Origin of the sequence: Nakamurella sp. (assembly GCF_044224575.1) — a bacterium.
In the GTDB taxonomy this organism is placed as follows: Bacteria; Actinomycetota; Actinomycetes; order Mycobacteriales; family Nakamurellaceae; genus Nakamurella.
Window position 1 is genome coordinate 109769 of the sequence record NZ_JBGAKE010000001.1, and the last position, 21161, is coordinate 130929.

At 70.5% G+C, this 21161-nt stretch carries 21 protein-coding genes; 13 read left to right on the forward strand and 8 right to left on the reverse strand.

Annotation, left to right across the window (positions count from 1 at the left end; translation table 11 throughout):
* The first annotated feature begins 11 nt into the window (after nt 1–11).
* Both ACILSK_RS00510 and ACILSK_RS00515 read left to right on the forward strand, forming a co-directional pair.
* On the forward strand, nt 12–929 hold the full coding sequence (locus ACILSK_RS00510; RefSeq protein WP_395725154.1) for a diacylglycerol/lipid kinase family protein: 918 nt from the start codon (nt 12–14) through the stop codon (nt 927–929).
* Between the two features lie 267 nt (nt 930–1196).
* Nucleotides 1197–1448, forward strand: a complete 252-nt coding sequence (locus tag ACILSK_RS00515) for a WhiB family transcriptional regulator (RefSeq protein WP_015746720.1) — start codon at nt 1197–1199, stop codon at nt 1446–1448.
* A 55-nt stretch (nt 1449–1503) separates the two neighbouring features.
* Here the strand turns inward: ACILSK_RS00515 and ACILSK_RS00520 are convergent, their stop codons facing one another.
* Both ACILSK_RS00520 and ACILSK_RS00525 read right to left on the reverse strand, forming a co-directional pair.
* The gene (locus ACILSK_RS00520; protein ID WP_395725155.1) at nt 1504–3012 is read right to left on the reverse strand and encodes a sensor histidine kinase; all 1509 of its coding nucleotides are present in this window, start codon (nt 3010–3012) and stop codon (nt 1504–1506) included.
* A 20-nt stretch (nt 3013–3032) separates the two neighbouring features.
* Entirely contained in the window at nt 3033–3248 is a 216-nt protein-coding gene (locus ACILSK_RS00525; protein ID WP_395725156.1) for a biotin/lipoyl-binding carrier protein, read from the reverse strand.
* A gap of 113 nt (nt 3249–3361) precedes the next feature.
* Between ACILSK_RS00525 and ACILSK_RS00530 the strand changes: the two genes are divergently transcribed.
* The gene (locus ACILSK_RS00530) at nt 3362–3436 is read left to right on the forward strand and encodes a 50S ribosomal protein bL37 (RefSeq protein ID WP_395725469.1); all 75 of its coding nucleotides are present in this window, start codon (nt 3362–3364) and stop codon (nt 3434–3436) included.
* A gap of 47 nt (nt 3437–3483) precedes the next feature.
* Here ACILSK_RS00530 and rsrA read toward each other — a convergent pair whose 3' ends face one another.
* The 3 genes from rsrA to ACILSK_RS00545 all read right to left on the reverse strand — a co-directional run bounded on the left by rsrA (nt 3484) and on the right by ACILSK_RS00545 (nt 5743).
* Nucleotides 3484–3726: a mycothiol system anti-sigma-R factor gene (rsrA, locus tag ACILSK_RS00535; protein ID WP_395725157.1), complete on the reverse strand. Its 243-nt coding sequence runs from the start codon at nt 3724–3726 to the stop codon at nt 3484–3486.
* Nucleotides 3727–3766: 40 nt separating this feature from the next.
* Nucleotides 3767–4387: a sigma-70 family RNA polymerase sigma factor gene (locus ACILSK_RS00540; protein WP_395725470.1), complete on the reverse strand. Its 621-nt coding sequence runs from the start codon at nt 4385–4387 to the stop codon at nt 3767–3769.
* A 189-nt stretch (nt 4388–4576) separates the two neighbouring features.
* Nucleotides 4577–5743, reverse strand: a complete 1167-nt coding sequence (locus ACILSK_RS00545) for a cytochrome P450 (RefSeq protein WP_395725158.1) — start codon at nt 5741–5743, stop codon at nt 4577–4579.
* Nucleotides 5744–5855: 112 nt separating this feature from the next.
* Here ACILSK_RS00545 and ACILSK_RS00550 point away from each other — a divergent pair, with 112 nt between their 5' ends.
* The 4 genes from ACILSK_RS00550 (at nt 5856) to ACILSK_RS00565 (ending at nt 9473) form a co-directional block, all read left to right on the forward strand.
* On the forward strand, nt 5856–6974 hold the full coding sequence (locus ACILSK_RS00550) for an ABC transporter ATP-binding protein (RefSeq protein WP_395725159.1): 1119 nt from the start codon (nt 5856–5858) through the stop codon (nt 6972–6974).
* A 36-nt stretch (nt 6975–7010) separates the two neighbouring features.
* Nucleotides 7011–7655, forward strand: a complete 645-nt coding sequence (locus tag ACILSK_RS00555) for an ABC transporter permease (protein WP_395725160.1) — start codon at nt 7011–7013, stop codon at nt 7653–7655.
* On the forward strand, nt 7652–8404 hold the full coding sequence (locus tag ACILSK_RS00560) for an ABC transporter permease (protein WP_395725161.1): 753 nt from the start codon (nt 7652–7654) through the stop codon (nt 8402–8404). The genes ACILSK_RS00555 and ACILSK_RS00560 overlap by 4 nt, the downstream gene beginning before the upstream one ends.
* Before the next feature lie 91 nt (nt 8405–8495).
* On the forward strand, nt 8496–9473 hold the full coding sequence (locus ACILSK_RS00565; protein ID WP_395725162.1) for an ABC transporter substrate-binding protein: 978 nt from the start codon (nt 8496–8498) through the stop codon (nt 9471–9473).
* Here ACILSK_RS00565 and ACILSK_RS00570 read toward each other — a convergent pair whose 3' ends face one another.
* A complete protein-coding gene (locus tag ACILSK_RS00570) occupies nt 9474–10373 on the reverse strand; it encodes an alpha/beta fold hydrolase (protein ID WP_395725163.1) in 900 nt (299 codons plus the stop codon).
* Nucleotides 10374–10464: 91 nt separating this feature from the next.
* Here ACILSK_RS00570 and ACILSK_RS00575 point away from each other — a divergent pair, with 91 nt between their 5' ends.
* The 5 genes from ACILSK_RS00575 (at nt 10465) to ACILSK_RS00595 (ending at nt 15420) form a co-directional block, all read left to right on the forward strand.
* Nucleotides 10465–11283, forward strand: a complete 819-nt coding sequence (locus ACILSK_RS00575; RefSeq protein WP_395725164.1) for a transglutaminase family protein — start codon at nt 10465–10467, stop codon at nt 11281–11283.
* 9 nt (nt 11284–11292) lie between these two features.
* Nucleotides 11293–11772, forward strand: coding sequence for a Cys-tRNA(Pro) deacylase (gene ybaK, locus ACILSK_RS00580; RefSeq protein ID WP_395725165.1), 480 nt, complete (start codon nt 11293–11295; stop codon nt 11770–11772).
* A 127-nt stretch (nt 11773–11899) separates the two neighbouring features.
* Complete coding sequence (locus ACILSK_RS00585) at nt 11900–13537, forward strand: hypothetical protein (protein ID WP_395725166.1); 1638 nt, start codon at nt 11900–11902, stop codon at nt 13535–13537.
* 9 nt (nt 13538–13546) lie between these two features.
* Nucleotides 13547–13981 (forward strand): hypothetical protein, encoded by a 435-nt coding sequence (locus ACILSK_RS00590; protein ID WP_395725167.1) that lies wholly within the window; start codon nt 13547–13549, stop codon nt 13979–13981.
* Complete coding sequence (locus ACILSK_RS00595) at nt 13978–15420, forward strand: FHA domain-containing protein (protein ID WP_395725168.1); 1443 nt, start codon at nt 13978–13980, stop codon at nt 15418–15420. Before ACILSK_RS00590 ends, ACILSK_RS00595 begins: the two co-directional genes overlap by 4 nt.
* A 57-nt stretch (nt 15421–15477) precedes the next feature.
* Here the strand turns inward: ACILSK_RS00595 and ACILSK_RS00600 are convergent, their stop codons facing one another.
* Complete coding sequence (locus tag ACILSK_RS00600; protein ID WP_395725169.1) at nt 15478–17547, reverse strand: cation:proton antiporter; 2070 nt, start codon at nt 17545–17547, stop codon at nt 15478–15480.
* Between the two features lie 283 nt (nt 17548–17830).
* On the opposite strand from ACILSK_RS00600, the gene ACILSK_RS00605 reads away from it, so the two are divergent.
* Nucleotides 17831–18652, forward strand: coding sequence for a serine/threonine-protein kinase (locus ACILSK_RS00605; RefSeq protein ID WP_395725170.1), 822 nt, complete (start codon nt 17831–17833; stop codon nt 18650–18652).
* A gap of 29 nt (nt 18653–18681) precedes the next feature.
* On the opposite strand, the gene ACILSK_RS00610 is transcribed toward ACILSK_RS00605, so the two are convergent.
* The gene (locus ACILSK_RS00610; RefSeq protein WP_395725171.1) at nt 18682–21090 is read right to left on the reverse strand and encodes a protein kinase domain-containing protein; all 2409 of its coding nucleotides are present in this window, start codon (nt 21088–21090) and stop codon (nt 18682–18684) included.
* Nucleotides 21091–21161: the final 71 nt, after the last annotated feature.

The window sequence follows — 21161 nt, forward strand, 5'->3', positions numbered from 1 at the left end:
GCTGCCGGGCGATGCGCGCACTTCTGATCGTGAACCCGCACGCCACCTCCACCACGCAGCGGCGCCGGGATCTGCTGGCGCACGCCCTGGCGGGTGAGCTGTCACTCAAGGTCGCCCGCACCGAGAGCCGGGGACACGCCGCCCACCTGGCCGCGGCCGCGGCGGACAGCGGCGTGGACGTGGTGGTCGTCCACGGCGGCGACGGCACCGTCAACGAGGTCGCGAACGGCTTGATGTACCGGGGGGTCCGGCCGGATGCGCCGATGCTGGCGGTGGTGCCGGGCGGATCGACCAACGTGTTCGCCCGGGCCATGGGCATCGACCCGGACCCGACGGTGGCCACCGAACAGATCCTCGAGGCGCTCGCCGCCCACCGGGTGCGCACGGTGTCCCTGGGCCGGGCGGGCGACCGGTACTTCACCTTCAACGCCGGACTGGGCCTGGACGCGGAGACGGTCCGCGCGGTGGAAAAACGACGGGCCAAGGGCAGCACGATCTCCAACGCCATGCACGTCCGCGACGCCCTGATGCAGTTCTTCCGCGCAAAGCGGCGGAACCCGCGGATGTCCCTGGAACTACCCGGCCGCGACCTGATCGACGACGCGCACCTGGTTTTCGTCTCCAACGTCGACCCATGGACCTACTTGGGCAAAACGCCTATCCGCACCAATCCAGGCACTTCGCCGACCGGCGGGCTGGGAATTTTCGCGCTCACCAGCATGGGTGTGCCGCAATCCCTGAGAGCCTCCGCGGCCATCATCACGGGCCGGTTGAGCGGCGGCCGACACGTCATTCGCGCAGATGACGAGGCCTGGGCGACCGTCCGCTGCCGGGAGCCGGTCGCCTTCCAAGTCGACGGAGACTACCTGGGGGAAAGGTCCGAAGTCGAATTCACCTCTGTTCCTCGGGCGCTTCGGTTAGTAGTGTGACGACGACCTGCGGTCCGATGACGCGCCGAGGTCGTCGTCACCAACCCTGGTCTGAATCGTGTCGACCAGGCATCATGGTCGGTGGGGACACCAACGGAAGCGATTGTTCGTGACGTCGGTAACCCCGGCGTGACGAAACCTTGACACGAACGTCCCATGTGAAAGCATTCACAAGCAGGCCGTACGGGGGCGATGACGCCGTCCGACGACCAATTGGATACCGGTCGGATCCCACCCGATCCGGCGCAGCACCCGAGGAGCACACCCATGGACTGGCGTCACCGCGCGATCTGCCGCGACGAAGACCCCGAGCTGTTCTTTCCCGTCGGCAACTCCGGCCCTGCCCTGCTGCAGATCGCCGAGGCCAAGGCGGTGTGCCAGCGGTGCCCGGTCACCAGCGAGTGCCTCGCGTGGGCCCTGGAGACCGGCCAGGACGCCGGCGTGTGGGGGGCCATGAGCGAGGACGAGCGGCGTTCGCTCAAGCGTCGCCGCGCCCGGGCCCGCGCCCGGAGCATGTAGGCCTGCTCGCCACGGGTTCGGCGACCGCTCGCGTGAACCGAACCCGACTCACCTGCTACTTGCTCCGGCCGCGCAGCGGGAACGTCATGTGCACGTAGGTGCCCTGCTCGTCCCCACCATCGATCGTGCCCATCTCGATGGTGCCCAGCAGTTCGGCCTCGACGAGCGTGCGCACGATCTGCAGGCCCAAGCCCTTGGCCTGCTCGATGGCAAAGCCGGGCGGCAGCCCGACACCGTTGTCACTGACAACGATGTCCAGTTCCTTGGCCGACCGGTCGACGGAGATCGTCACCTGCGCACCGCCATCCGGAACGGGTTCCTCCGGCGCGCCGTCGAACGCATGCTGCAGCGCGTTCTGCACGACCTCGGCCAGCACCATCACCAGCGGCGTGGCCATCTCCGCGCCGAGGATGCCCAGGGAGCCCACCCGGCGCACCCGGGCAGACGTCTCCGCCGCGGCGACGTCGGAGATCATCGGCACCAGCCGGTCCACGATCTGATCGAGGTCGACCCGATCGTCCGGAGACGTGGACAGTGTCTCGTGCACCATCGCGATCGAGGCGACCCGGCGCACCGACTCCCCCAGAGCCTGGCGGACCGACGGGTCGGCCGACCGCCGGGCCTGCATCCGCAGCAACGCGGCCACGGTCTGCAGGTTGTTCTTCACCCGGTGGTGGATCTCCCGGATCGTGGCGTCCTTGCTCAGCAGGGCACGGTCCCGCCGGCGGACCTCGGTGACGTCCCGGACCAGCACCAGCGCGCCCGACGGGCGCCCGTGCGGGCGCAACGGCAGCGCCCGGAACAACACGGTGGCCGCCCGGGCCTCGACCTCCATCCGCAGGCCCGGCCGGCCCTCGACGGCCTCGGCGATCCGCTTGGCCAGCTCCGCGGCGTCGAACGGGTCGTCCACCAGGCCCCGGGTCACCTGGGCCAACGACTGGCCGATCATTTCGCCGTTGTAGGCCAGCCGGTGGTAGGCCGACAGCGCGTTCGGGCTGACATAGACCACGTTGCCGTCGGCGTTCAACCGCAGCAGGCCGTCCCCGGCGCGGGGGCCGGTGTGGAGCTCGGCCGGCTGGCCGGGCGGCGGGAAGGTGCCGTCGCAGATCATCTGGAACAGATCGTCGGCGGCATCGACGTAGGCGGTCTCCAGGAGACTGCCTTCCCGGCCGACGAGGCTGCTGGTGTCCCGCTCGATGACCGCGATCACCTCGCCGAGGTGACGCACCGGGATGGTCTGCCGGCGGATCCAACTGCGCGGCGCGTCCACCGGCGGGTCGTCGGAGACGACCCGTTCCTCCTCCCAGGCGCGCCGCAGCAACGGGAAGTCCGGCAATGCGACGACGGCCTTCACCCGGTCGTCGATGAAGGCGGTGACCCCGGTGGTGGGGCGCGCCTGCGCGGCGCAGATGAGCCGCCCCGGTTCGGCGGGCACCCAGAGCAGCAGGTCGGAAAAGGACAGGTCGGCCAGCAACTGCCATTCGGACACGACCGCCTGCAGATGGGCGACCGCGGCACCGGACAGTGAGGAGAACTCGGCGAGAACGTCGGAGAGTGTCGACATGAAGGCGGTGCGATCGGGAATCAGGAGATCTCGGCGATCAGGTCACCCTCCTGGACCAGGCCGCCCTCCTCGACAGCGAGTTTGGACACGGTTCCGTCGACCTCGGCGATCACCGGGATCTCCATCTTCATCGATTCCAGGATCACCAGGGTGTCCCCGTCGGCGACCGTGTCGCCCTCGGCGACCAGCACCTTCCAGACGTTGGCCACCATCTCGGCCCGGACTTCCTCGGCCATCCGCTTCCCTTCAACCTGCGCCAGGCACCATCGTCACGGCGCGAGCACCCATCTTGTCATCTCCACCCGTGGCAAGATGGCGCGGGCAATATCGGAGAAAGCGAGGTCAACCTATGAGCAAGCGCGGACGCAAGAAGAAGTCTCGTCGCAAGAGCGGCGCCAATCACGGCAAGCGGCCCAACGCCTGAGGCTGTTGCCGCGGGCCGGCCTGACCGGATCTGACCCTCAGCTCCGGTCAGGCCGGCCCGCGGGTCACTCGCACGGTGGTGACGGAGACCTGCAGGCTGGCGACCACCCGGGCCCGCAAATGCTCGGGTGCGCGATCGCCCCCACACTTGCGGTGCAGCAATTCCTTGAGCTTGCGCTCCAGCCCGGCCTCCTCGAGGCAGGGCGAGCACTCGTCCAGGTGCTGCTGCACCCGGGCCCGGTTCTCCGGGTCCATCTCGTCGTCGAGGAACTTCCACACATCCCGCAGCACGTCGGAACACCGGGAATCGGGGTCGGCCGTTTCGGCCGGGTCACCGCACGCCATCGTCGTGACCGTCCTCTCGTCCGTTTCCACGCAAGAAGCCACGTTCCATCGCGTAATCGGCCAGCAGATCCCGCAGCTGGCGTCGCCCCCGGTGCAGCCGGCTCATCACCGTGCCCAGCGGCGTGCCCATGATCTCGGCGATCTCCTTGTAGGAGAAGCCCTCGACATCGGCCAGGTAGACGGCCAGCCGGAAGTCCTCGGGCAGCTCCTGCAACGCTTCCTTGACGTCCGAATCGGGCAGCCGATCCAGCGCCTCCATCTCGGCCGATCGCAGCCCCGTTGAGGTATGCGACTCCGCCGACGCCAACTGCCAGTCGGTGATCTCGTCGGTCGCGGTCACCGTCGGCTGCCGCTGCTTCTTGCGGTAGCCGTTGATGTACGTGTTGGTGAGGATGCGGTAGAGCCAGGCGCGCAGATTGGTGCCCTGGGTGAACGACTTGAACGCCGCAAATGCCTTGAGGTAGGTCTCCTGGACCAGATCCTCGGCATCCGCCGGGTTGCGGGTCATCCGGAGCGCCGCCGCGTACAACTGGTCGATCAGCGGCATGGCCTGTTCCGTGAACCGCTGGCCCAGGTCGTCGTCCACCGAGGTGGTCACGCCGGTCACCTGCCCCGCGGTCGACGATGGCAGGCGCTGAACACCCACCGCGCCGCGACCTGCGCGACGCAGCGTCGAGGGTACCTGCCGACCCGGGCGGGTCTCGTGCGGCCGCCGTGCCGGCCGACGGACGGCCGGGTTCTGCTGCAGGATCGTCACGCTGCTGGTCAACGCCGCACCCCGGGCGGCTATTCCGACTTACCAGACCACTGGCATCTTCACGGCGCTGTACACGATGGACGTCTGCCGGAAGTCCAACTCGGCCATCGACACCGCGGGACGCAGGGTCGGGAACCGCCGGGCCAGCGCCGGGAACGCGATGCGGAGCTCGATCCGGGCCAGTTCGGCGCCCACACAGCGGTGGATGCCGTACCCGAAGCCCAGGTGCGAGGTCGCCGGGCGGGTCGGGTCGAAGCGCTCCAGGTCCGGGCCCAGCGCCGGGTCCCGGTCCGCGCCGGACAACGAGACGAACACCATCTGTCCGGCCGGGATGTCAACGTCGCCGATCCGGACGGCGGCCCGGGTGAATCGGGGAAAGGCGACCTGCACGACGCTGAGGTACCGCAGCAGCTCCTCGACGGCCAGGTGCACGGTCTGCTCGTCGGCGGAGCCGAGCGCGGCGAAGGAGTCCGGGCTCTGCAGCAGCGCTAGCGCGCCGAGCGACAGTGACGCGGCGGTGGTCTCGTGCCCACCGGTCAGGATCCCGTCGGCCAGCCCGGCCAGCTCCCGATCGGTCAGCTCATCGCCGTGCTCGGTGATCAGCTGGCCGAGCAGCCCGTCCCCGGGTTTCGCCCGCTCCCGCGCCACCAGCGTGCCGAGGTACTCCAGGGAGGTGCCGATGACGTCCAGCGGCGACTCATCGCCCATCTCGAAGCGAGCGGTGGACAGCGCCTGGAACTCCTCCCGGTCGCCGTAGGGCACGCCGAGGAGTTCGCAGATCACCAGTGACGGGATCGGCATCGCGAAGTGCTCGACCAGGTCCGCCGGCCGCCCGGCGGCCTCGATCGCGTCCAGCTGGCCGTCGACGATCTCGGCGATGCGCGGTCGCAACCGCTGCAGCTTGCGCATGGTGAACTCCGGCGTCAGCAACCGGCGGAGCTTGGTGTGGTAGGGCGGGTCCGTCATGCCCAGACCACCGGGATCCTCCGACGACTCGCTGGTCAGATTGCCGATGTCGTTGCTGAACGTGGTGGCGTCCCCGAGCACCTGCTTGGCCTGCTCGTACCCGCTGACCAGCCAGGCCACGATGCCGAACGGCAGCTCCAGCTTGGACACCGGCTCCGCCGCCCGCCGCTCCCGCAGTTCGGCGATCGGGTCCAGCCCGTCGCGGGACAACAGCAGCGGGATCGGCAGCGCTTCGGTCATGCAAGAAGCCTCGCACAGCGACGTCATCCGACGGCACGGGCTTGGCCGTCGGTCGACGCGGGTACTGTCACCGCGAGCACGTGACCCCAGGCCTACCCGAAAGGGACCGCCCGTGATCAGCTTCGAATCGGTGTCCAAGGTCTACCCCGACGGCACCCACGCGGTCGAGAACCTGTCCTTGGAGATCCCCACCGGAAAGATCACCGTCTTCGTCGGACCGTCGGGGTGCGGAAAGACCACCTCCGTCCGGATGATCAACCGGATGATCGAGCCCACCGCCGGGGTGGTGGCGATCGACGGCAAGGACATCCAGGCGGTGGACGCGCCGGTCCTGCGCCGGGGCATCGGCTACGTCATCCAGAACGCCGGACTGTTCCCGCACCGCACCGTGCTGGACAACGTGGCCACGGTGCCGGTGCTGCAGGGCCGGTCCCGGCGGGAGGCCCGGGCGGCCGCGGCGGAGCTGCTGGACCGGGTGGGCCTGGATCGGGCGCTGGCCCGGCGCTACCCCGCCCAGCTCTCCGGCGGGCAGCAGCAGCGGGTCGGGGTGGCCCGGGCGCTGGCGGCCGACCCGCCGGTGATGTTGATGGACGAGCCGTTCTCCGCGGTCGACCCGGTGGTCCGGGCCCAGCTGCAGGACGAGCTCATCCGGCTGCAGGACGACCTCGGTAAGACGATCGTGTTCGTCACCCACGACATCGACGAGGCGGTCAAGCTCGGCGACCGCATCGCGGTGTTCGCCGTCGGTGGCCGGCTGGCCCAGTACGCCGAGCCGGCCGAGGTGCTCAGCCGCCCGGCGGACGATTTCGTCGCCGACTTCGTCGGGCGTGACCGGGGCTACCGGGCACTGTCGTTCGTGCACGGCTCGCTGCCGCTGCACGACGAGCAGACCCTGGCGTTCGGGTCGCCGGTGCCGGTCGGGGCCGGTACGGCCGCCGAGGGGATCTCGGCCGAACACGGCCGGTGGGTGCTGGTGGTGGACGAGGGCCGGCAGCCCCGCGGCTGGCTGGACTGTGCCGCGGTCCCCGTCGGGCACGTCGTGACGAACGACGACCTGGTGCTGGGCGGCTCGCTGGCCACGCCGGACGGGTCGCTTCGGCGCGCGCTGGACGCGGCCCTGTCCTCCCCGTCCGGGCGCGGCGTCGCGGTGGACGCCGACGGCGCGGTGATCGGCACGATCGCGGCCGGTGAGGTGCTGGCGGCGATCGAGCAGGCCCGGCGGGTGTCGTGAACGGGGTGGGTGGCAGGTGAATGGGGTGGTGGGCGGGTGAATTGGGAATGGCTGTCCCGGAACTCGGCCCAGATCTGGGCCTGGACCCTGGACCACATCTGGCTGGCCGCGGCCCCCACCGTGCTGGGCCTGCTGCTGGCCCTACCCCTGGGTGCGATCGCGCACCGGTACCGGTGGTCGTACGCAACGCTGATCACCCTGGCCGGCCTGCTGTACACGATTCCGTCCATCGCCCTGTTCGTCGTGCTGCCGGGTCTGCTGAGCACGCGCATCCTCGACCCGGTCAACGTCGTCGCCGCCCTGACCCTGTACACGCTGGCGCTGATGGTCCGGGTCGTCGCCGACGCCCTGGCCGCGGTTCCGCCGCTGGTGGTGGCCAGCGCGACCGCCATGGGCTACCAGCCGCTGCGGTCGCTGGTGACGGTGCAGCTACCACTGGCCATACCGGTGATCGGGGCCGGCCTGCGGGTGGCCGCGGTGTCCAACGTCAGCCTGGTCTCGGTGGCCGCCCTGCTGGGCATCCCCCAGCTGGGCCAGCTGTTCACCGTTGGTTTCCAGCTGGACTTCTTCACTCCGATCTGGGCCGGCATCGTGCTGTGCCTGGTGCTGGCCGGGATCTTCGACGCGATCATCCAGATCCTGGTGCGGCTCAGCACCCCCTGGGCCCGGGTGGGCACGTGACGGGGGCCTGGAGCTGGCTGACCGACCCGGCCAACTGGAGCGGGTCCGGCGGCGTCTGGGCGCGGCTGCTCGAGCACCTCTGGTACTCGATGCTGTCGCTGGCCATCGCGTTGGTGATCGCGTTGCCGCTGGGCGCACTGATCGGGCACACCGGCCGGTTCACCGGGCTGGTGTCCGGCGTGGCCAACGCGCTCCGGGCGCTGCCGAGCCTGGGCCTGTTGATCCTGCTGGCCCTGTGGGGGCTACACACGCTCAAGGGCAATATTGCCCTGCTCGGCCCGGCGATCGCGGTGCTGGTGATCCTGGCGGTGCCACCGATCCTGTCGAACACCTACGCCGGCATCGCCAACGTCGACCCCGCCGCCCGGGACGCGGCCCGCGGGATGGGCATGACCGGCGCCCAGGTGCTGCGCAAGGTCGAGCTGCCGGTGGCCCTGCCACTGATCATGTCCGGCGTGCGGTCCGCATTCCTGCAGGTGGTGGCGACGGCGACGATCGCCGCGGTGGTCTCGCTCGGCGGGTTCGGCCGGTACGTCATCGACGGGCTGGCCCAGCAGAACTACTCGATGATGGTGGCCGGCGCCTTCCTGGTCGCCCTGCTGGCCGTCATCGGCGACCGCATCCTGGCCGTCATCGCCCATTTCCTGATCTCCCCCGGCCTGACCGGTCGGGCGGCCCGGCCGCGTAAGGCGTCGGCGACCACCGCGGACCTGGTGGTGCTCAAGGACGAGGCGGAGGCGCAGACGTGACCGGCGTCCCGGCCACCGATTTCGCGGCCCAGTTCCGATGTCGTACCCCGGTGCGACCATCAGCCCTTCCCCATCGATCAAGGAGATTCGCATGACCGCACGCACCGGCCGCCGCCACGGCCTGTTCCGAGCCGCCGGCGTGGTCGCCGCCGGCCTGGCCGCCCTGCTCACCGTGTCCGCCTGCGGCGGCTCGTCCGGCAGCCCGCTGGACACCAGCACCTCGGCCGCCGCGTCCGGAGCGGCCTCGGGTTCGGCCGCGGCCGGCGGCGGGAAGATCGTGGTCGGCTCGGCCAACTTCCCGGAGAGCGCCCTGCTGGCCAACATCTACGCCGCCGCGCTGACCAAGGCCGGCGTGGACGCGTCGACCAATCTGAACATCGGCAGCCGCGAGGTCTACATCAAGGCCATCGAGGACGGCTCGATCGATCTGGTCCCCGAGTACTCCGGCGTGCTGCTGCAGTACTTCGACCCGCAGGCGACCGCGGTCTCCGCCGATGACGTGTTCGCGGCCCTGCCCAAGGCGCTGCCGGCCACCCTGGTGGTGCTGGACAAGTCAGGCGCCGAGGACAAGGACGCCGTCGTGGTCACCAAGGCCACCGCCGACGCCAACAACCTCAAGTCGATCGCCGACCTGGCCCCGGTCGCGTCCACCTTCATCCTGGGCGGCCCGTCGGAATGGGCGACCCGGCCCACCGGCGTGCCCGGCCTGAAAGAGAAGTACGGCCTGACCTTCAAGGAGTTCAAGGCCCTGGACGCGGGCGGCCCGCTCACCCTCAACGCACTGACCTCCGACCAGATCCAGGCCGGCAACCTGTTCACCACCGACCCGGCGATCCCGGCGAACGACCTGGTGGCACTCGAGGACCCGGAGAACCTGTTCGCCGCGCAGAACGTGCTCCCCCTGCTCCGGGCCGACGCGAACAACCCGCAGGTTGCCGCAGCGCTCAACGCCGTCTCCGCCAAGCTCGACACGGCCACGTTGACCGATCTGCTGACCAAGGTCACGGTCGACAAGCAGGATTCCGCGCAGGTCGCGCAGGAGTGGGTGGCCGCCAACCTCGGCAGCTGATCAGGCGGGACGGACGGCCGGCGCCTCCGGGTCGCCGGCCGACCGTCCCACCGCTTCTCCCGGCGTCCGGACGAACGCGGCCAGAGCCGCAGCGAACGCGTCCGGCTCGTCCAGGTGCGGAAAGTGACCCGATCGGGGCAGGATCGCGACCTGGCTGTGCGGCAGTTCCGCCCGCGCCGCCTCGACATGGGCGGCCGGGATCATCCGATCGCCCGCCCCCCAGATCAGTAGGACGTCCCGGGAGGTGAGCCCGGACAGGCGGTTGCGGGCGCTGACCGTCTGCCCGCCGGCGTCGATGACGGAGCGGCTGGTGGCCAGGAACGCCCGCCGGGTGTCGCCGTCGGCCAGGGTGGCCAGGGCCCCCCAGGCCTCGGTCGTGCTGGGACTGACCGCCGGCAGCCCCGATCGCGACCACACCCGCAGAGCGGAATCACCGATGCCGCGCACCCATCCGGACGCCAGCACCGGGAGGACGAACTCGCTGCCGGGCAGGGTCGCCGCCCGCAGCACCGGGTTCAGTTCGCGGCCCAACCCGCCCGAGCTGACCAGCACCAATCGCTCGACCCGCGCCGGGAACAGGTACGCCAGTTGCATGGCGACGCCGCCGCCGAGCGAATGACCGACCACGCAGACGGCGTCCAATTCCAGCGCATCGAGCAGATCGCGCAGGCTCGCCGCGTGCGCGCCGAGCGAGTAGTCACCCAGCGGCTTGGCGGATTCACCGTGGCCGAACAGGTCGGGAGCCAGCACCCGGTGATCCGTGGACAGCCGCACCGCCTGATCGGACCAGGTCCGGCGCGAACTCATCAGTCCGTGCACGAACAGGATGGGCGGTCCGGACCCGACGTCGGTCAGGCACATCCGCTGGCCGTGCAACTCCAGGAAACGGCTCTGCTCCATACCGGGCCTCCACTAAGTTACCGACCGGTAGCGACGCTACCGGAGCGGGCCGGGAAACATGTTCGGCATGTGACCCGCCTAGGTTGGGCCGATGGGAACCCGCAGGCTGGCCATCGGCGGCGACTTCCGCTACTCCGCGTCCATTGCGACGCCGGCCGTCGTGCAGGTCGCCCCGCTCGGCGGCGACGGCGTGACGATCGAGGTCGAGCAGTGGTACCTCGATCCCCCGCAGGACACCCACGAGTACCGGGACATCTACGACAACCGGTGCCACCGGGTGGTGCTGCCGGCCGGCAGTTCGAGCTTCGGCTACCAGGCGCTGGTCACCGTGCCGGACGCCACCGAGGACGCCGACTTCGCGGCGCCGGAATGGGCGCCCAACGCGCTCCCCGACGACGTGCTGGTCTACCTGATGCCCAGCCGGTACTGCCTGCCGGACATGCTGGGCCACGAGGCGTGGGCCAGGTTCAGCAACCTGACGCCCGGCTACGGCCGGGTCGCGGCCATCTGCCAGCACGTACACGACCACCTGCAGTTCGCCTACGGCAGCAGTTCGCCCACCTCGACCGCGGTCGACGTCAACGCATCCGGCTTCGGGGTCTGCCGCGACTTCACCCACCTGGCGATCACCTTCTGTCGCGCGCTGAACATCCCGGCCCGCTACGTCTTCGGCTACCTGCCCGACCTGGACGTGCCGGTCGATCCGGCACCGATGGACTTCGCCGCGTGGATGGAGGTGTGGCTCGGTGACCGGTGGTGGACCTTCGACCCGCGCAACAACCGGCGGCGCAAGGGGCGGGTGCTCATCGGGCGCGGCCGGGACGCCTCGGACGTCGCCATGGTGACCACATTCGGCGGACCCACCCTCGACTCGATGTCGGTGATCGCCCACGAGGTCCTGCCCGGATAGGGTGCCCCCGTGGCCGGCGCCCCGACTCCCGCGATCGCGGCCCTGACCCGGGCCAAGATGCCGCACACCCTGCACCCCTACCACCACGACCCGGATTCGACCGCATTCGGCGACGAGGTGGTCCAGGCGCTGGGCTGGCCGGCCGAGCGGGTGTTCAAGACGCTCGTCGCCACGGTCGACGGCAAGCTGACCGTCGGCATCGTGCCGGTGTCCAGCCAGCTGGACCTCAAGGCGCTGGCCGCGGCGGTGGGCGGAAAGAAGGCGGCGATGGCCAAGGTTGCCGACGCCGAGCGGTCGTCCGGCTACGTCGCCGGCGGCATCTCGCCACTGGGTCAGCGGAGGCCGCTACCCACCGTCGTCGACCGAACCGCGGCCGACTTCGCGACCATCATGGTCAGCGCCGGCAAGCGGGGGTTGCAGGTCGAACTTGCCCCGACGGATCTGATCACGGCGACACGGGCGATCTTGGCCTCAATTGCATCAAGATGACCCTCGGTTGCACCTATGCCTAGACCCCATGGGTCCACATGAGTGAAGATCACATCCGTCGTCCGTCCCGCTCGGTGCCTGGCCTGCCAGGACGAACCGCAGCGCGTCTGCATAAGGGGGAACCCGGGTGAGTCAGCCACCCGTTCGACCCGCGCCACCGTCCTATCCGCCACCCTCCCAGCAACCACCGTCCCACCAGCCACCGCCGGCCCACCGACCACCGCCGGCCCAGCCGTCCGGGGGTGATCTGACCCCCGAACTGATCGACACCGACATCTGGACCGACGAGATGGTGCAGCGGGCCGGCATTCCGATCATCGATACCAAGTTCGTCACCGTCGGTGGCGGTATCGGATCGTTCGTCACCGTCGACTTCCTGCGCATCTACGGCATCTCACCGCAGGACATCACCGTGCTCACCCAGCTGGAGACGCCCTGGCAGAGCTACGAGTACCTGACCCGGGTGTCCCAGATTCCGCGCACCGAGCGGCTGCGGTCCGACTCCAAGTCCACTCCGGACAACATCTGGGGGTTCCCGTCCTACGCGGTGCGGGAGGCATTCGGCGCCAAGAGTGTCGGGGGCTTCGTCAAGCCGCTGTGGAACGTGCTCACCGAACCGATCATCGAGAACTACTACACGCCCAAGGCCGGCCAGGCGTTCGAGACCATGGAGCGCGAGGCGGAGCGCATCGGCTACCAGCAGTGCGTCCGCAAGGGCCAGGTGCGGATGGTGCGCCGGCGGCGGGAGGGCGGGTACTTCACCATCCTGACTCCCCCGGCCGGCGCCACCCCGACCAAGCGGCTGGCCTACCGCAGTCCGTTCGTACATATCGCCATCGGCTACCCCGGCCTGAAGCTGCTCCCCGACCTGCAGCGATACCGCGAGTACTACCGGGATCCGTCCCGCGTCGTGAACGCCTACGAGCCGCACGAGCACGTGTACCAGCAACTCGCGCTGCGCCCGGGCACCGTGGTGATCCGCGGCGGCGGCATCGTCGCCTCCCGGGTCCTGCAGCGGCTGATCGACGACCGCGACCGGGGCCACCTGCAGACCCAGATCATCCACGTGTTCCGCACCTACATCACCGGCGCGCACGGCCCGAACATCTTCAAACGCCGCCGGGGCGGCGACGGCTGGGCCTACCAGGGCTTCAACTATCCCAAGTCCGTCTGGGGTGGCCAGCTCAAGGCCAAGATCCGGGGCCTGGAGGGCGAGGAGCGGGCCAAGGCGTACAAGGAGATGGGCGGCACCAACACACCCATCCGCAAGGACTGGCAGGAACAGCTCAAACGGGGTCGCCGGGAGGGCTGGTACCGCACTGTCACCGGCGAGGTCAGCGAGCTGCGGCCGGGGCCGAACGGCCAGGGCGTCGTCACCTACCTCACCGCCAAGGGCCAGCCGGGGCCGGTCGAGATCTACTCGGACTTCGTGATCGACTGCACCGGCCTGGAGGCCGACATCCGCGAGCACCGGGTGCTGGCCGATCTGCTGGATCACTCGGGCGCCGGCCGGAACCCGGTCGGCCGGCTCGACGTCGACCGAAGCTTCGAGGTGATCGGCACCCGCAGCCAGCCGGGCCGGATGTACGCGTCGGGCAGCGCCACGCTGGGTGGCTACTTTCCCGGCGTCGACACTTTCCTGGGCCTGCAGATCGCCGCCCAGGAGATCGCCGACGACCTGGTCAAGCTCGGTTTCTGCAAGAAGTTCGGCGTGGCGGCGTCGACCCGACAGTGGTGGCGCTGGGCCCGCCACCGCACGATCTGAGGGGCGGACATGGTTCCCACCCTGTACGGGCGCATCCAGACCCGGATCGTGCTCACCATCGTCGTCGGCGGCATCTGGACGCTGATCATCACGCCGTTCCTGCCGACCGGCGAGCCCCTGGGCCCCTCGTACCGGATGACGTTCATCATCCTGCTCACCGTGCTGGTGCTGGGCATCGTGTGGGAGTTCGTCTACCACGGGCTGCAGCAGTTCCGCTGGGAGAAGGACTGGCCGACCTTCTTCGGGTTGCTGACCGGCATCAATGAGGGTCTGCTGGTCTGGATCCTGCTCAAGGCCGGCGCAATTCCCGGCGTCGGCGACGTGCCGGTGTCGGTGTTTCTGATCCAGTTCATCACCACCTGGCTGGTGATCTTCCTGGTCGTCAACGGCCCGGTGCAGATCTTCTTCTCACGATGGCGCTTCCGGGGAGGCCGGTTCTGGTGAACGTCAGCTTCGACGACATCCGCGCGGAGGTGCTGCCGGGCGCGCATCTGGTGGCCCGGGTGCCGGGCATCGTCGTGGTCATCCGGCGCGACGGCACGGCCGGCGAGGCGACCGCCGCGGACCTGCTGGGGCTGATCCGGCAGGCCGCGGTCGACGCCGCGCCGGCGCCCGGCCGCGACCTGGCGCGCCGGCTCACCGAGTGGGTGGTCCGCACCCGTTCGGTCCCCGGCTTCGGCACGATCGCCGCCGCCGAGGACGGCATCGCCGTGTTCCTGCACGGCGACGTCGGCGTGGCCGAGTTGCCGGAGCCCGGCGCGGTCGCCGCGCCGAAGGCGGACCGTCTGCACCTGTCCGGGCGGACCGCGGCGTTCACCGTCGACCGGCTGCTGCCGTGGCCGGCCGGTCCGGTGGTGCTGACGGCCGGCGCGACCGCGGACCCGGAGGAGGGCGGCACCTCGATCGGCGTTCTCGGCTGGTCCGGGCTGGTCGAGGGCCTGGTACCCGGCGACGGGATCGTGCTGGGTGCGCCGAAGACCGCCGCCGGCACTCCCGCCGGCCGGCATGCCTCCCCGCTGCCGTCGGTGCAGGCGCCCGTGCCGCCGGCCGATCCGGAGCCCACCCAGGAACATCCGGCCGCCCACCCGGACCGCGAACCAACCGCCGAGCATCCGATTCCCGTGCCGGCCGTCGAACCCGTGCCGCTTGTCGAGCCCGAACCCGCGCCCGGCGGGCCGGTCGGCGTTCCCGACGGCCGGAAGTTCGTGAGCACGCCGCTGGGCCCGCCGGCGGCGCCGCCGCCCGCGCCGCCGAGCGACGACCCGGTGCAGCTGCGACCGCCGCGGCTCTCGGAGCAGATCTTCGGCTCGCACGAGCACGCGACGCCCCGGCCGCCCCTGCCGGTGCCGAACCGGGACGACCCGGCGAAGCCGGTGAAGCCGGCCCCCGGCGCGGCCGGGCCGGCGCACGTCCTGGTCAAGGGCTTCCGTTGCTCCCGCAACCACCACAACGATCCGCGGGTGTCCTTCTGCTCGGTCTGCGGGATCCGGATGGACCAGCGGACCGGGGTGCTGGTGGACGGCCGCCGGCCGCCGCTGGGCCTGCTCGTGCTGGACATCGGCTCGACGTTCGTCCTGGACGACAACTACCTGCTGGGTCGCAACCCGGAGGTCGACGAGGCCGTCATCTCCAGCCGGCTGCGACCGATCCGGCTGGACGACGACAGCGGCACGCTGTCCCGGGTGCACGCCGAGATCCGACTCGAGGGCTGGGACGTGCTGCTGCTGGATCGCGGGTCGGCCAACGGCACCTACCTGGCCGCCGCCGGGCAGTCCGGTTGGACCCGGCTGGCTCCGCAACGGCCGGTGGTCCTGACCCCGGGCACCCACGTCCGGATCGGGCGGCGGGTCTTCACCTTCGAATCGGCGCACGCCCGGCTCTGACCCGCCGGCGGCCGGGCCGCCGGGCCCGAGCCCGCCTGCCGGCAGGCGTCGGCGGGCTCAGCCCCCCGGCGCGGCCGCGACCTTCGCCAGCTGCTCGGCGAGTTCGATCTCCCGGTCGTCCAGGCCGGCCCGCACCCGAAGCACGGTGGACCGCCGCTGCGTCCCCACCAGCTCTGCGGCGAATGCTCCGCCGTCCGCGACCAGCACCAGATCGGACGCCATCGCCTCGTCGGTGGCGTCCACCAACCGGACGTCCAGCCCGCCGCCACGCAACGGCGTCAGGGCCGCGGAGACCCGTCGGGCCGCCCGGCCGCCGTCCGGCACCGCGACGTGCAGCGGCCCGCCGAGCCGCGCGGCCGCCGCCGAGCCGAGGACGACCGCGACGTGTCCGTCCGGTCCGCCGTCCACGACCACGCCGGCCGACGCCCCGCTACCCAGCGGGCCGGGGCCGAGGTGCGCCACCGCGAGAGTGAACGCCGCGTCGGCGGGCGCGGGTCCGGCGGACCTGGAGAAGGAGTCGGCGACCAGCACGACGGCGGCGTTCACGCTGGCCGCCTGCGCGGCGACGTCGGCCCAGGGATCCACCGAGAATCGGGTGAGCACCGAGCAGTCGACCCCGCCCGCCGACAGTTCGCGGGCCAGCACGTTCAACTCATCGACGGTGCTGGCCATCCGGGCCAGATCCGGTACCACCGGCGCCCCCACCTCGAGCGGCGCCTTCGGCCGGACCAACAACCGGGTCAGCACCAGCTGGGCCGGCCGGCCGGTGCCCAGCAGGGTGGCGGCGACCTGCGCCAGATCCCGCGCCCGGGCGGCATCCTCAAGCACTACCAGCACCCGGTAGGAGTCGACGACGCCGAGCGCGGCGCGTTCGGCGTCGGCGATGTCGCGCTGCATGTGCCGGTCGGAGTAGACGAGTTTGAGCAGCGGTCCGGTCATCGCGGTGGTGATCAGCGCCATCAGCACCATCATCGTGAACAGCTCGCCGTCCAGGACGCCGAGTTGCTTCCCGACATTGAGGATGACCAGCTCGGTCAAACCACGGGTGTTCATCAGCAGGCCCAGGGCCGTGGCCTGGCGCGGGCGAACCTTCATCGCCCGGGCGCCGGCGTAGGCGCCGACGAACTTGCCCCCGATGGCGACGAGCAGGATCAACGCCAGTTGCCAGATGCCGCCGCCGGTCAGCCCGAGAATGTTCGTGGACAACCCGGTCACCACGAAGAACAACGGCAGCAACAGCAGCACGCTGACCTGTTCGAGCCGCTCCAGGATCTCCCGAGTGAGGTCGGCGGCGCCCTGTCGCGGCATCACGGCGCCGAACACGAAGGCGCCGAAGATCGCGTGGATCCCGATGATCTCGGTGACGAAGGCCGACGCCAGCACGCCGATGAGCACGACGGACAGGATGTCCGGGGTGAGCCGGCCGACCCGCTGGTACCAGTCGTTGAGCCGCTTGAGCAGGGGGCGGACGACGCCGAACATGATGGCGGCGAAGATCGCGGTCAGGATGACGATGCGCAGCACGTCCAACGGGCCGTTGCCCTGCACGACGGCGACGACGAAGGCCAGCAGCGTCCACGCGATGATGTCGTCGACGGCGGCGCAGGCGAGGGCCAGGACGCCGATCGGCGTCCGGTGCATGCCCCGATCGGTGAGGATGCGGGCGAGCACCGGAAATGCGGTGATCGACATCGCGACACCCAGGAACAGGGCGAGGGCCAGCGGCGCGACCGGACCGGAATCGGTCTCGTCGTGCATCGGGTACAGCACGATCGACAGTCCGGCGCCCAGCGCGAACGGCAACGCCACGGAGGCCGCCGAGATCGTGCCGGCCATCCGCTCGCGACCGCGGATCAGCAGCATGTCCAGTTCGAGCCCGACGATGAACATGAACAGGACCAGACCCAGCTGAGCGAGAATGTTCAGGTACGGCAGCACCTCGGGCGGGAACAGGCGGCCGTCCAGATCGCCCGGCAGCAGCCCGAGCAGGCTCGGGCCCATGGCCAGGCCGGCGACGATCTCGCCGACCACGGGGGGTTGACCGATCTTGATGGCGAGCCGCCCGAAGAGCCGGGCGACGACCATGATGATCGCGATGTCGATGAACACCAGCGCGGTGATGTGCATGGGCGGCTGTCCCGTGATCGGTGGCGGCAATGGGTCGGTGGGGGCAAAGCTCGGTCGGGGCAAAGCTCGGTCGGGGCAAAGCTCGGTCGGGGCAAGGCTCGGTGGCGGCAAAGGGGTCGGGCCCGCCCCGGACGGTCCAAGGGCGTGTCGTCACCGAGTGTGAGGCACATCGGACCTGCGCCGATACCCGGTCCGTCGATCTTCCGCCATCCGGGTTCGCCGGTTCGGGGGATGACGCTGCGAAGTTCGGCCCGGCGGGCCGGACGGCGGATATGCTCGCGCCATGGTGCTTTCGGACACCCCTGTGCAGGCCGTTCCGGTGCTGGCCGACTTCCGCGTGGTCCGGCTGCTCGGCGAGGGCAACCACGGTCGCTTCTACCTGGCCCAGCCGCCCGCCCGCCTCGGCATCACCGACGAGTACGTGGCGGTCAAGGTGTTCGCCGGGCAGTGCAGCGAGGACGCCTACCGACGGGGAACCCGCGAGTTGCGGGCGTTCGCCGCGGTCGATTCGCCGTACCTGGCGCGGGTGTACGACGCCGTCCTGGAGGACAACTTCCTGTACGCGATGGAGTACTTCCCGCTGGGTTCGCTGGCCGCGCCGGCCCGGCCGTTGACCCGGGACGACGTGCTGCGGGCGGTGGAGCACGCGGCCCGGGCGGTGCACGCCCTGCATGAGGCGGGCATGGCCCACGGCGACGTCAAACCGGGGAACGTGATGGTCACCGAGGATGGCGGCAAGCTCTCGGATCTGGGCCTGGCCCGGGTGTTCAACGCGGGCGCCGCACTGACCGGGATGGCCCCGGAGACCTCGGTCGAGTACCTCGACCCGTCGCTGCTGCTGGGCGAGCCGCCGTCGCGGGCCACCGATATCTGGGCGTTGGGGGCAACCCTGCACCGCGCATTGTCCGGCCGCGGGCTGTACGGGGAGCTGCCGGAGAACCAGCCGCTGCTGGCGATCCGGCGGGTGCAGAGTTCCGCGCCCTCGATGGACCCGTCATTGACCGCGGGCGAGGCCGACCTGGTGCTCGCCTGCCTCGCCCCGCTGGGCAGCCGGCCCGCCACCGCCGACGACGTGGCGGACCGGATCGCCGCACTCCGCGGCTGAGCCGGTCCTGCTCGATCAGACTCGCGGGATCAGAACGGCGCCGGCTTCCACCAGCTGTCGATCAGCTCCTGCGTGGTGTGGTCCTTCCACTCGGCGTAGACCAGGTAGTCCTGGAATTGCGGGTCGTCGAAGGTCGTCAGCAGGTACGCCAGGGTCTTCTCGTCGTCGGCCGATCCGTAACGGGTGCCCGCGTCCTGGTCGTCACGGGTCCAGGTGATCACCTCCGGCGAGCTGCCGAAGTTGTCCTTGACGTAGGTGTCCAGCGTGGCGGTGTTCGGGAAGTGCATCACCCAGAAGACGACGCCCTGACCGTCGGTGCAGTTGATGATGCCGTCCGCGTTGCTGCCGAAGTTGTCGCTGGCGCTGGTGCAGGTCGCGTCCTCGTAGCCCTTCCCGGACGGCGACGACGGGATCATGCCGTCGAAATCGGCGGCCACATTGGTCAGGTTGGTCCAGCCCTGGTCGGGCACCGTCACCGCGGCCGGTCCCGCGGTCGGGGACGTCTGCCCGGCCGCGTTGGTGGCCGTGACGGAGTAGTTGTACTTGCCGGGCAGCACCCGGTCGTCCACCCAGCTGGTGTTGACGCCGGTATACATGGTTTCGCCGTTACGGGTGACCGTGTAGCCGGTGGCTCCGGTGGTCGGCGACCAGCTGACGGTGATGTTCCGCTTGTCGTCGGCCTTGGCGGCGAAGTTGGCGGGCGCCGCGATCACCGGGTCCGGGGTTCGGGTGAGGAACACGGCAGCCGTGACGCCGGCGGCGATCACCAGCACCGCGGCCAGGCCGATCAGGATCCACTTCTTCGCGCCGCCCGGCTTCGGCGGCGCCTGGGACGGGCCGGTCAGGTGCACCGGGCCGGTCTGGAACCCGGGGCCGGCCTGGTAGCCGGGGTGCGGACCGGACTGGTAGGGCGCACCCGGCGGGATGGCGCCGGTGGGGCCGGTGTGCTGGAAGCCGGCCGCGGCGTACGGGTTGAGCTCGGTGGGGCGCACGGCGTTGCCGCCCAGCGGGGGCACCGAGCCGGTCGGCGTCCAGCCACCCGGGCGATACTGCGGACCGGTGTTCAACTGCCGGGTCTGCCAGCCGGTGTGCCGCCCGACCAGCTCGATCAGGTCGTCCAATGCCTTGGGGTGCTGGGAGCCCCGCCGGGCGTAGGCGACGGTGCGGGTCACCTCGCCGTTGGCGACGGTGATCTCCTGGTCGTCGTCGTCGGGGATCACTTCGATGAGGCGCATCGGCGACGGCAGGTCGAAGAAGTGGACGTCCTCGAGGATCAACTTCTCCAGCTCGATCCGCTCCTGGGCCGGGAGCGCGGCCGTGCTGATCGGGCCGAGTTCCAACACCGTCCCGCGGGCGCGGCTGATCCGCCGGACCCCGATCTGGTACGGCGGCCGGGGCGTGGTGGGCGCCCGGTTCTCCACCGCATCCACCGCCGCCGCGGCGACCGCGGGTAGCGCGACGTCCATCGACGTCCGGTCGGGGTGCGCCGCAGCGTGCTCGACCGGGACGGCCGTCTCGGCCCGGGTCGGGCTGGACAGCGCCGGATCGGCGGCCACCAGCGCGGCCCGGGCGGCCAGGCTGAGCTCGCGGCAGCTGTTGTACCGGTCGTCCGGGTTCTTGGCCATCGCCTTGGCGACCACGGCGTCCATCCCCGGCGGCAACCACGGCACCTTGTCGGTCACCTTGGGGATGGGGTTCTTCAGGTGCGCCGTCATGGTGGCGAACGGCGAACTCTCCGGGTACGGCACGCTGCCGGTCAACAGCTCGAACAGCACGCAACCCAGCGCGTAGATGTCGACCCGATGGTCGAGCTTGCGGGCCTCGATCTGCTCGGGGGACGCGTAGGCCAGGGTGGCCAGCAGGTTGCCGGTGCCGGTGAGGTGCTGCACCTCCTCGCTGGTCGACTTGGCGATGCCGAAGTCGGTGAGCAGCACATGCTCGGGCTCGCTCGGATCGTCCGGTGCTGCCAGCAGGATGTTTGCCGGCTTGACGTCGCGGTGCAGCAGTCCGGCCCGGTGCGCGTAATCCAGGCCGGCCCCGACCTCGCTGATGATGTGCACGACGCGATGCGGGGTCATCGACCCGTCGCCGGCCCGGGCGGCCACCGAGGCGTCCACCCCGGCGACGTACTGCATGGAGATCCACAGCTGGCCGTCGACCGAGCCCCGGTCGTACACCGCGACGATGTTGCGATGGACCAGGCCGGCGGCCAGGTCGGCCTCCCGCTCGAACCGGGTCCGGAAGTTCGGATCGTTGGAGAAGGCCGGGTTCAGCAACTTGAGCGCGTCGCGCCGCGGCAAACGGGGGTGCTTGGCCAGGTAGACGGCACCCATGCCGCCGGTGCCGAGCACGGATTCGATTGTGTATCCGGCGAACTGTTCGCCAGGGTTCAGGACCACAGTGCGTCCCCTATTCCAGAAGTACTGATCGTCAACCATATCGGCGCCCGGCACGCTGACGTGACAGCTTGTGTCGACGTCACCCGGTACGCCATCCGAAGGAGTGAACG